An 11,980-nucleotide genomic window follows, 5' to 3' on the forward strand; every position below is an offset into this window, starting at 1 on the left:
ACCATGCTTTTGTCTATGGCAATGCTCATGTTTATGGCAATATTTATGGTAATGCTCATGTGAATGGTAGTGCCCGCGTTCTTGCTGATGCTCATATTTATGACCATGCGCATGTTTCTTATGATGCTACGGTTTTTAGTTATGCACGCGTTTATGGTCATGCCAAGGTTTCTGGCTCGGCTTGTATTTATAGCCATGCAAAAGTTTATAATTATGCTGTTATTAATGGTCGTGCAAAGATTTATGGCAAGGTTTATGGGAATGCTTGTGTGAGTGGCTCTTGTGAGATTTATGGCTCTGTTTATGGCAATGCAAAAATCAATAAAAAAAGCAAAGTAAGGTTGGTTCCAAAAAATTGTGAGGTTTATGAAAGGAATAATGTTGTCAATATAACTGATCAAACAGAATAAAAAGAGACATGGGGGGCGTGCTTTCTTTATGGTGTATAAACGCATATAAAATGCATTGCTATAAACATATCATAAAAGAGAGAGTAACATAAAAAAAGCCGTGTCAAATGATATGACGCGGCTTTCAAATAGCGTTTCTTATTGATTAAAATGAATCATCCACAATGGAGTAATGAATGCATATATACAAAACGTATCATATTGCAAGCGCTCTATGAGAGATATGAAAACTTATCAAAAGGAACGTAAATGATGCATATGATCTTTAATCACTCATTTGAATGAGAGAGCCTATAAATGCTTTTTGTTTCTCTCAAACGTATTAATCATAACGTCTTTATCTTTTAAAGAGATTCATTGAAAACAAAGCCCATGATCAAAATGCTTCTTTTAAAACGTTTCAAAATATTAAATTCAAAATCGAGCTGAGTGAATTCAATTAACACGTTGTCTAAAATCAAACCTATCAAAACGCTTGGTAGCTTTATCAATCCAATCAAAAAAAATGCTTATTAAACAAATGTCTTTTTAAAAACGTTCTTTTACATTTACGAGCATTGGTTTTTAAAACAATCTCTCATAAGACAAAAACAACCGCTTTTATAAAATGTAAGGTTTTCAAGATTTTGCTCTGCTGTGAAATCTAGATCTTCGTTTTTCATAAATGAAACGTTCTTAAGAGCAAATGATAACTAGGTTATAACTGTGATAAAAAAAAGTTTTAACGTTTCTTATAAAGATCTCATTTTATGTTTCAAACGTTTAAACGTGCATTTAAAGAGCTTTCATAAGCGTATTTGTACTTTTCTTTAAAAGCTAATTTCTTTAAAAATTAGCCGGTCCATTTTGGGGCTCGTTAAAATCAACCAGCTCAAATTCGAGCGCGTTAACTTTAAAATAGAGCCTTCTTTAAACACTGTCGCTTTTGACTCAAAATTTAGAAAAATTTCATGCCTTATGATGTTACAATGGTTTTGAAGTTTACCTGCTTATCTTGTCTCAATAGGTGCTTCCAAATTTGGGGTGACTAAAATCTCTCAATCCAAATTTGGATTGACCCCATTTGGCTTCGTATTTTTAAACAATAACTTTTAAAACGTTTTTTGATAGCCTTCTTGCTTTATATTCATTAAAAAGCTTTTGATCATAAGATATAACGTTTTGAACTTCATATCTGTTATAATGATAATATCTATATAATACCTGCCTATCATTTTCTAAATTTTTAGTAAGCGCTTTAAAATCAATCTTCTCTCAAAATCCTTTATGCGCCCTTATGAATTAAAACCTATAAGCTTATGACAGTTTCAAACGATACTTTCTTATAGGATAATCTAATGTTGTGATAACATCTTTAGATTTTACGCTTCTCAATTTTGAGAACTGTAATTTTATGTTTTTATCATGCGATTAACAATCCAATCATTAAAACAAGATGTGATCTTTAAACGTATAGTATTGAAAATTTCAAACGACTAAATTTTTAAACAATACGATTTGTGTTGTGATAAAAACGTATCATAAAATTTATAAACTGTTATGAATGATATCGGCTTTTCATCTCATTTGAATACACACATGCGTTATAATATTTGCATCATGATTTGCTTTTTATGGTCTATTCATACATGGCAATCTTATATAAAAAATGGTCAAATGAATCACGTATAAAATTATAGATTCTTAAGTGGATTCATATAAAATAATTGCACTCAACATATTGACTTTATTAGTTTTTTATGTATGATACTTCTTACGTTTCTACCAAAATATATCATTAATTTATAGATATTTTAACTAGTTCATCAATTTTATTACTAGAACATACAACTTCTTCCCAAGTAGTAGCACGCAAAAGACATGTCATAACACGATGGTTTAAGAATTCTCTCGGTGGTATAGATACAGTATCGCCTGTTTTCAAATGAATTTGAATTCCAACAACATAAGGTATGGCTAAAACTTTATCTAAATTTGAAATACCTATAAAAACACCATTTTTATCAGCGAAAATAAATTTAGATGCAGCATAATACTTAGGCTTGTTAATTTTAATTGGAGCTTCACCTATATAAGAACGGATACAGTTTTCTACATGTGGGCCAAGTAAAGTTAAAGGTAAAACATTAGTTGTAATACAATCGCCAGCAGGTCGGGCTGCACATTCAATCACTTTAAAGCCATTAGGTGTAAGCTTAGCTTCTAAATGAAATGGAGTATTATCAATTCCTAATGCAGCAACTACCTGGCTCGAATAATCGTAAATTTCTTTCTTTTGTGCTCCATTTATTTTTGAAGGATGTACGTGACAAACTTCGATTTTGAATTGAGAAGAAACCCATTTATCAGTTATCCCAACAATGCTAACTTGTTTATTATGAACGAAGCCTTCAACACTTATTTCTGGGCCGTTTAACATTTCTTCTAAAATCATTTTACCTTCGAAACCACTAAAAACAGCATCATATGTTTTAGAAATAATATTTTGCAGCTTTAAAAAAGCGTGTTTCAATTCGCTAGTATTATTGACAATAAAAATACCACGTGATGCTGAACCCGCAGCGGGCTTCAGAACTGATGGAAAACCAATGTATTCCGCTGCTCGCATAAGTGTTTCTCTATCATGTACAGCAGAAAATTTCGGGTTAACATGCCCTATGGAATCCAGACGTGTCCGCATTGCAACTTTATTCCGACACGCTAGAGCATCATTTGGATCCATCCCCGGTAGTCCTAAGGCGGCAGCTATTTTAGATCGAAGAATAGTGTCTTTTTCTGACCAAGATATGACACCAATGAAATTATAGATTTCATTTAATTCAAATGCTGTACGGATTGAAAGATCAATATCTGAGGTATCAATAACACGATAATCAGCTACAATTTGATTGAGATAAGTAGGCCATTCATCAGCTATATTAACAACGTTTAAATCTAATCTCATGGCTGCTGAATGTTGTTCAAGGCGTTCAATCTGATTTTTACGGCCATTTATAAAAAGTACAGTACGCATATTTCAACATCTTCTATCAAATATTAAGCACTGAAGCCAATATCTTATCTGCATAAATTGGTAACGGATCTGCTGTGTTAGGTCGCACTGCAGCGGATCTGAAATAATGGGGGCCTTCAGTTGGTGGGCCAATGATAAAAACATTCTTAGAAATTTGACCTGAAGAATACACGCAGGCATGGGTTATAGGATGAATATCAACACCTCCCGGCATATACATATCATCAGGCACTAAATCATTACTCCATTCCCTCAATATTCCATCTTTAAAACAGGTCTTTAGTAAATTGTTGCGACTATTTTTAAGTGAAAAACGTGGTATGCGGGCATTAACAAGATAATCAATTGAACGTATATTACCCAAATGCCATTTCCCTCCCTTTGCTTGCAAGTTAGGCGCCTTCGACTCTGATAAGTCCACTATTTTTGCAGTGGCAAGTGCAGCAATCTTTTCCATCACTTTTAAAGAAGTACCAACAGTAATTCTATTTATTAAAGGGAAATAGATATCAACAAATTCGCGATGAGATGCAGCAGTTAAACCACCAAATTCTACTGCGTTTCGTAGAACATTTCTTAGATCGCGCCAAGCACCATCAATAGCAGCTTTTCGAGGATTTTTAATATTCCCTAACTTAGCGTCATAAATATCATTATACAAAGCACTTAACGAATTCAGATGTTTATCATTAAAGTCTTTGGAGGCTTTGGGTTCTATAATATCTAACCATGCGAATCGAAAGGAGTCAAACCGAGAATATTTATCATCATATAATCCATCATTGATTTTTGAGTAATCAATCTCTGGATTACTCTTGAAAAAATCATTAGCCACATTATTAAGTTGATCGGCCAAATATGTGTGCGGGTTCTTTTTTAATTCTCCTACCGTATTTATATGATTATTAATAATAAATTGGATCGATTTGATGTTAGTATCAATAAATCTTTTGCCAAAAATGGTTGAATAATAAATTATAGCTGACTCTAAAATAAGCGCTGGAAGAATATCCCTCGTAAAATCCAATTGTCCTACCTCATTACCTCTAGATTCCCGCATTCTCTTAATTAAATCATGGTTAAAGATAATCGCAGTATGAACTAATGAATGATCATAGATTTTTTCATCAAATGGTCTTGCAAAATTAAAAAAACCATTTCGACTAAATGGGTAAATTTTTTTTGGTTCTAACCCACTTTTTTTATACAATAATTGGAAGTTTTCATCGCGATAAAAATATCCTCCTCTACCTTCAGTTAGCTTTAATATAGCATCTAAACAGACCAGCCCCATCCCTCGAATTGCTACAGAACTATCAGTCTCAAAACGTTCAAGCTCTCCGCCCTCAACTGGAAAGATATTTGATAAGTACCAGCCACCCTCTTTGTTGCCTTCGTTTATTGACAAGTTAGCGGTTTCATCTTTATTATCTTGCTCTGAATGACCTGTACACAGAACTACGTGTGATAATCTTAGTGACTCTGAGCTTGTTTGAATAACCACTTCGCTATCATCAATAGTAATTTTTTCAACATAAGACGGCACTATAGTAACCTGTACACTAAGGTTGCGTAATGTTGATATGATGTCATTAAATACATCAAAGGCGATTTCTCCTAATAGGCTTCTATCAACCCAAGATTGTTCATTGATAAGATATCTATCATCTTTAGTTTGGCTGTACTTATCTATGCAACGGCTGAATAATGTCCAATTAGCAGTTGTTTCATTAATATGCTGAATTAACATCTTATGACTGTGGTCTGCTCCAAATGATAGTTGACCAGCAGTTCTATTTAAATGGTTAGATACTGCTTGACCTCTATAGTGAACGCCTCCACCAAATCGATTTGGTAAGTCAAATATATGTACGCTACTAACATTAGAGAAACCAGCTTTTCTCCAACCTAGAACTCTCTCTAAAAGACAAAGACCCGTCAGGCCACAGCCAATAATACCGATTTTAACGGACATTAGTACCCCCTATTTTTGTATTTAAAATAAACTTAAATGTAATAATAAGAACAATACCGGAAAGAGGAAGAAGCATTAGTAATAGAAACGGATTATTCCCTTTTAACTGACTGTAACTTGCAATAACATTTACGCCAATCCATTTTCCCGAGCCTTCACCAAGAGCAACTGCTATAGCATTCCAACTAAGGATACCTACACGCATACCATCAGGTATATATGTTATTAGAATTGAGGAAATAGCAGGAATTATTAATATTTCAGCAAAAGTAAAAACACTTACAGCGACTGCAATCATAAATAAGCTATTGAAATAATACATGGAAATGAACGAAAAAGCAAATAAGATAAACCCAATGCCACAAAGCGTGAATTCAGTTGTATTTATTTTTGTAAAAAATTTAGATATCGGGATTGAAAAAAATATAACCAGTATTGCATTTAATGTTAATAATAGCCCGAACCATTGAAAAACTCCTAATTGCTCGTTAACGAACAAGGGAACAGAAGAATATATTTGTGCATAAGTAGCCCACATGATAACTGTCAACAAAAATGTTAAATTAAGTGGCAGACTGCAAATATGAGCTTTAAAGGTAATTAATAGATTGCTCTGCTTTGATATACTTACTTTATTATTGTGGCTACGAAGTGCTACCAACCCCGCTATTGAAACTAGTGCGGCTGAGATCATAAATGGGAGCAAAGGCTCAACTGTACTAAAAAGCCATGTTGCGACTAGAGGCCCAATAGCAGCAGATACGTTTAAACACACATTTAATTTTGCATAACGATAGTTCAATGTATTAGGTAACGAAGGATCTGCTAAAGCAGCTTTTGTATAAATACTATTGCTTCCATACCCAAATCCAATCATCAATAAAGCGCAACATATAAAGAAACTTGATGATGATACTGCTAAAATAATGTAACCAATTGCCCCAATACCACAAAGGACAGGATATGCTATTTTTATAGGTAGTAAAGAAATAAGCGGAGCGCCAAGAATACGTGCACCTTGTGATGCGAATGAACCAAATAATAAATAGAGGCCAACTTGACTACTATTTATCTCTAGTATATCTGTGAAATATACTGGGAAAATAGCGTTTACAGATAAAAACGCAAAAGCAAAAATGGTGTAATCAAAAAAAAGTTTTTGCATAGATTTAACACGTTTCTATTGACAAAATTTTTACGATTTGATCAAATGCATCTTCTAGTGAATTGCGATCTTTAGCGTGACATATCATATAGCCAACAGCTTCTCGGTCTTTCCAATGTTTTATCTCATTAATTTTATTGCCTACTTTCAATGGCATATTTAATCTTACACATGATGGATGTGCTGCTGCTTCTGTTACATTACCGATATATTTGATTTCACCTTCTGGTAGGAGAAAATATCTGATGCCAGCAACGCCATTCTTTTCAACCGTTACAGTAGATAGATTATCTGGATTGAAGTGAGAGTCCAATCCAGCTCCATAAGTTTCTATACCAGTTACCAATTCTTGGAGCCAATGAATAAAGTCTCCTCCTGGACGAGCATGAATTTCGCCTAGAACAATGCCGTTTGACGTTTCCCAACACTCGGCGTGGAATAAACCAACGTTAAAATTAAGAGCATTGATAGCCTTAGTCCATGAATCATAAATTTCTTTTTCAAGTTGTGTAGTAATAGGGGCAGGAAACGTGTGGCCAACTTCTATAAATGTACCATTATCTATTATTTTTTTTTCAGTAACACCAAAGAAAATAGGCTTGCCTTTAACAATCACACCTTCTACACTAAATTCTTTACCTTCGATAAATTCTTCTATAAGGAAGTCACTTCTATCTTCTTGGTTGAGTTTTGATATGGCGTTATAAATATCGGTTTTGCTAGTTATTAATGAAACGCCTTGGCTTCCTAATCCATGCTTGGGTTTTATAATAAACTTATCAAAATTAGATAAATCTATAAAATTTATAACATCTTCTTCACTCGAACAAATATATGAGACAGGTTGAGGTAAGCCAGTAGCTGAAAAAATTTCTCGTAACTTAGCTTTGTCTTTAACAATTGCAGCTACCTCATTTCCTATGGTCGTAGCCCCTAAACTCTCAGCTAGAGCTGCGGCTAATTCAACTGATAATTCATCATATGTGAAGATTTTTTGAGGAGGATTGTCCCCAAGGAGCTCTATAATATTTCTAGCTTTGTCTCGCTTTTTTGATTCAATAACCAAAGTACTATTGGCATTAGATACCAATTGTTTATTGCTTTCTAAGAATGACTGTTCTTCTAATAGTATAATCTTGTATCCACGCTTCTTAGCTTGTTCAAAAAAACGTGCGCCTTGATTGCGTGACATTCCAATAACTATAAGTTCATTCATTACTTTTCCTCTAGCAAATATTGATAGCTTAATCTTTCAAGTCGTTGGATTGCGTTGCTATCAATCGTTCCAATACAACCTACTCTGAAAGTGGATTTATTTGAAACTTTACCGCCATAAATGACACAGCCATTACTGTTTAAATAAGCTGCATATTCATTAATTTCATCAGAATCCCATCCTGATCTAAAAAATGTTACAATTGCATGCCCCATGTCTCCTTTGTCTAAAAGTGGCATGAAGCCTAAGCGTGTATAAACATCAACAATTGTATTTCTAATATTAATATGTCTTTGCATTTGAGTAGCGACACCACCCATATGCTCTAACTCTTTCAAGGCTTCCAATAGACCACTCATAACATGAGTTGGTGGTGTGAATCGCCACTCGCCAGTCTGCTGAAAACTTTCATACTGGTCAACCAAATCCAGTGTTAATGATGATGCATAACTTTTTTTTGTGTAACTCTTATGGACATAGACTATCCCAATTCCAGGTGGCCCGCCTAAAGCTTTATTTGATGAGGCAGCAACTGAAACAACAGAGCTATCGATTGGGAGCTTCCATATGTAAGAACCAAATGTACTCATTGCATCAATAAGTAGTAATTTGTCGGCGCTAGCTGTAGCTCGTTCAATGCTTAGTATATCATTCATTACCCCGGTTGTGGTTTCTCCATGTACAATCGCCACATATTTACCAGTGAAATTGTTTATATGACTTTCAACATCAAAACTTGATAACTTTTTCTCGTAAGGAAACTCAATTTTTTCATACTTCTTACCTGCTTTTTCTGCGATTGCAACCATTCGAGTTCCATACGCACCATTAATAATGATAAGCAATGATTCATCACTTGGGATCAAGGTCTGAATCATAGCTTCAACGGCATAAGTTCCACTTCCCTGCAACATTACAGGAACAAGATTACTGTCAGGAGCAATTTTATTTAAATAGGAATTTACTTGACGAGTCATTTTCCCAAATAAATTAGTCCTAGAGCCATAATCAATTATCATTGCTTTATGCACTGAAGCAGACAGGTTGGCTGGGCCTGGAGTAAATAAAATCTGTTCAGAGAATTCGTTCATAGTGATTTTACCTTTTGGATGCTTTTTGGAAAGCATGGCCTAGATCAATTAGGTTATTAGAGGGACGGGGCAGACTGTTTTGTTCATGAGTATTTATCATTATCTCAATAAATCTTGGCAAATGCATGCTTTGAAGAACATCAATTAAATCTTTTTTTGTTTCAATTCTTATGGAATCGTCAATATTGAATGCTTTAGCTATATTGGATAATGTAAGTTTATGTGCCGTTATGGGTGAGTTACCAACAGAGGAGTGAAGGCCGTTATTTAAAACAACATGAATCAGATTATTAGTATTACGCGTAGCTATGGTCGTTGCGCCCCCTAAATGCATTAAATACGATCCATCTCCTTCCAAGCACCATACCCTTTTATGTCTTAATTGGTTGGCTATCCCCCACGCAACTTGTGAAGTATGCCCCATGGCTCCAGTAATCATTAGAAGGTTATCAGTGTTCATTTTACGTTCACTCATACATAAAAGCACTTCACGAGCAGTGTATCCTGTTGAGGCAACGAATAAATCATTTTTGTCAGCATATTCAAAGATGACTTTAAGGCTATCCAAACGGGACATGGGAGATTCAGAAGCGGTTCTCTTCATTTTTTCCTTAGAACTACTTGGTGGTACTAAAATAGCAAATGAACGGCCGTTATGAGTTACAGAAACAGCTTTCTTTATACTCGTAAGCTCATTCCCTTCTTCAAGTACAGCATACTCAATATCAAGTAATGTTAATAACTCTTGAGTGATAACTCCTGTTTTTCTATGTTGTGGTTCATCTGCTGTTTCTGGCATTCCGCGCCAACCAATTAATAAGATAATTGGAATTGAGTAACAAGAACCATGTGCCATTGATAGTATAGGATTTATAGCGTTACCAAGGCCAGAATTTTGCATGTAAACTACTGCCGGCACCCCAGTGGCAAGATAATGACCAATCGCTAAACCAATAGCACTTCCTTCATTGGCTGCAATCACATGTTGATCTTGGGGCAAATATAAGCAATTCTGACAGAATTCATTTAACACACTATCTGGGACACCAGCAAAAAAACTGATGCCGTGCTCAATAAATTTACTCACTATATTCATAGCCTAAATTGTCCCAGGGATCATTTTCAAAATGGTGTCAACGTTTACACATTTACTCTCAATTTCTTTAGTCCTACCGTACATCAGAATATCTTGAGCCACTGACAGCATAGCTGCATATGATGCTCTCAACATATGGTTTGCATAAATTACAATATTAAAGCCAGCAGCTTTTAAATCTTGAAATGTAATTTCATTAAAACTTGTTGGTACACAAACAAGAATTTCTGTAGGATATTTGCTACGAAATCTAGCTGCAAACTCCAATATTTCATCAGGCGTTTTTTGGCGACTGTGAATCATGATACCATCAGCGCCTGCTTTGAGGTACGCTGAAGCTCTACTAAGGGCATCATCCATTCCTTGTTGAAGGATAAGACTTTCAATCCTAGCAATGATTAATAAGTCTCGTTTTCTCCTCGTTTCTACACCAGCGGTAATTTTTTTACAAAAGTCTTCGGCTGATGACTGAATTTGAAATATATCGTTACCTAGTAATGAATTTTTCTTTAATCCTTCTTTGTCTTCTATAATTACAGCAGACAAATGAGAAAGCTCCATTTCTCTAACATGAATTTTGAAGTGCTCAGGATGGCCGCCCGTGTCAGCATCTATTATCAGAGGAAGACAAACTTTATTAGCAATATCTCTCGCCTTGGCTATACGATTGGGTAGCGGAAGAATTTCAATATCTGGTAAGCCATCAACAGTTGAATCTGTAAGAGAGCTAGACCACAATGCATGATATTTTTCATTTGTACTATGGTTGTTACTAATTACAGCATTTGCAGCTACAGAAGCAGAAAGAAAACTATGAGATTCAAGAACCCTGATACATTTATGTTGATCAATTAATTTAGTGATCTCGTTTTCGATTAAAAATGGTCGTTTTTTAACATTGGTATTATTCATACAGTCCCCCGCATTTTGTTATCATTATCTTAACGCATGTTTTGTCATAATTATCTTAAATTGTCCATTATTTTTTATAAAAAATAATAACTGTTTATTTCTGACGCTACCCCTTTATGAGTAGCACTTGATTTTAGAGTTTGCGCTTATAATTGATCTGTATTTTTACCCATAAGTTTAGGTTCATAGCTATTAATTTTGAGGCTTTCCTTTTTGTTGAGTGAAGAGCAGATGGCGCATATACCACCTTACTTTCCGCTTATGAAGAAGCAAGCTGGCACCATCATTATATTTGCCAGCCCCCAATGTTGCGACAGACCTTATGAACAAGCCTTGCAACAAAATGGTTGGGGGAATTAAAAGCGATTGCTACGGCTCTCTTACCCGTCGAGCCTTTTGACCTATTACAGCTCCCAATGCCATTCATGGATTATGTTTATGACGTTTCAGAGCGTCAACAAACCCCGCTCGATTTTATTGCTGTCTCTGCTCTCTGTGCCTTGGCTGCTGTTATTGGCAATGGCGTGCGTGGTGCTCCAAAACAACATGATGATTGGATTGTTGTTCCTAATCTCTGGGGTGCTCTCATTGGTCAATCGTCAACATACAAAACACCAGCCATGAAAGCGGTTTTATTGAAAAGGAAGTTAACCTATCCCATGATGGTAATTGCTGGGTGTATGATGAGGCTTGTGTCTATGGTCATGCAAGAGTGTATGAAAATGCAAAAATACGCCATTTTTCTCAAGTCTGTGGTCAAGTTTATGGCAATGCTGAGGTCTATGGAAAAGCTTTTATCTCTCAATATGCTAAAGTTTATGACCATGCTTTTGTCTATAGCAATGCTCATGTTTATGGCAATGTTTATGGGTATGCTCATGTGAATGGTAGTGCCCGCATTCTTGCTGATGCTCATATTTATGACCATGCGCATGTTTCTTATGATGCTACGGTTTTTAGTTATGCACGCGTCTATGGTCATGCCAAGGTTTCTGGCTCTGCTTGCATTTATAGCCATGCAAAAGTTTATAATTATGCTGTTATTAATGGTCGTGCTAAAATTTATGGCAAGGTTTATGGAAATGCTTGTGTGAGTGGCTCT

General features: G+C 35.2%; 7 protein-coding genes and 3 pseudogenes. 3 read left to right on the top strand and 7 right to left on the bottom strand.

Translation table 11 applies throughout. The features are described 5' to 3' along the window. Positions 1 to 410: pseudogene (locus ACFINS_RS08605) on the top strand (hypothetical protein); the annotation flags it as partial. A gap of 1,777 nt (positions 411 to 2,187) precedes the next feature. On the opposite strand, the gene ACFINS_RS08610 reads toward ACFINS_RS08605, so the two are convergent. Genes ACFINS_RS08610 through aepX form a run of 7 tightly spaced genes read right to left on the bottom strand, consistent with a single transcriptional unit; the run spans position 2,188 to position 10,878 of the window. Further along, entirely contained in the window at positions 2,188 to 3,423 is a 1,236-nt protein-coding gene (locus tag ACFINS_RS08610) for an ATP-grasp domain-containing protein (protein WP_375631702.1), read from the bottom strand. A gap of 16 nt (positions 3,424 to 3,439) precedes the next feature. Then, complete coding sequence (locus ACFINS_RS08615; protein WP_375651399.1) at positions 3,440 to 5,398, bottom strand: FAD/NAD(P)-binding protein; 1,959 nt, start codon at positions 5,396 to 5,398, stop codon at positions 3,440 to 3,442. Further along, the gene (locus ACFINS_RS08620; protein ID WP_375631698.1) at positions 5,388 to 6,563 is read right to left on the bottom strand and encodes an MFS transporter; all 1,176 of its coding nucleotides are present in this window, start codon (positions 6,561 to 6,563) and stop codon (positions 5,388 to 5,390) included. Before ACFINS_RS08620 ends, ACFINS_RS08615 begins: the two co-directional genes overlap by 11 nt. 4 nt (positions 6,564 to 6,567) lie before the next feature. Further along, positions 6,568 to 7,779, bottom strand: a complete 1,212-nt coding sequence (locus ACFINS_RS08625; RefSeq protein ID WP_375706095.1) for an ATP-grasp domain-containing protein — start codon at positions 7,777 to 7,779, stop codon at positions 6,568 to 6,570. Then, entirely contained in the window at positions 7,779 to 8,870 is a 1,092-nt protein-coding gene (locus ACFINS_RS08630; protein ID WP_375651400.1) for a 2-aminoethylphosphonate--pyruvate transaminase, read from the bottom strand. Before ACFINS_RS08630 ends, ACFINS_RS08625 begins: the two co-directional genes overlap by 1 nt. Before the next feature lie 7 nt (positions 8,871 to 8,877). Continuing rightward, the gene (gene aepY / locus ACFINS_RS08635; RefSeq protein ID WP_375706096.1) at positions 8,878 to 9,957 is read right to left on the bottom strand and encodes a phosphonopyruvate decarboxylase; all 1,080 of its coding nucleotides are present in this window, start codon (positions 9,955 to 9,957) and stop codon (positions 8,878 to 8,880) included. Between the two features lie 12 nt (positions 9,958 to 9,969). Continuing rightward, the gene (gene aepX / locus ACFINS_RS08640) at positions 9,970 to 10,878 is read right to left on the bottom strand and encodes a phosphoenolpyruvate mutase (RefSeq protein WP_375651401.1); all 909 of its coding nucleotides are present in this window, start codon (positions 10,876 to 10,878) and stop codon (positions 9,970 to 9,972) included. Positions 10,879 to 11,303: 425 nt separating this feature from the next. Here aepX and ACFINS_RS08645 point away from each other — a divergent pair. Both ACFINS_RS08645 and ACFINS_RS08650 read left to right on the top strand, forming a co-directional pair. Further along, positions 11,304 to 11,453, top strand: a pseudogene (locus tag ACFINS_RS08645) (DUF3987 domain-containing protein); the annotation flags it as partial. Between the two features lie 53 nt (positions 11,454 to 11,506). Next, positions 11,507 to 11,980 (top strand): annotated as a pseudogene (locus tag ACFINS_RS08650) (hypothetical protein); the annotation flags it as partial.

Origin of the sequence: Bartonella sp. AA2SXKL, from assembly GCF_042197205.1 — a bacterium.
Taxonomy (GTDB): Bacteria; Pseudomonadota; Alphaproteobacteria; order Rhizobiales; family Rhizobiaceae; genus Bartonella.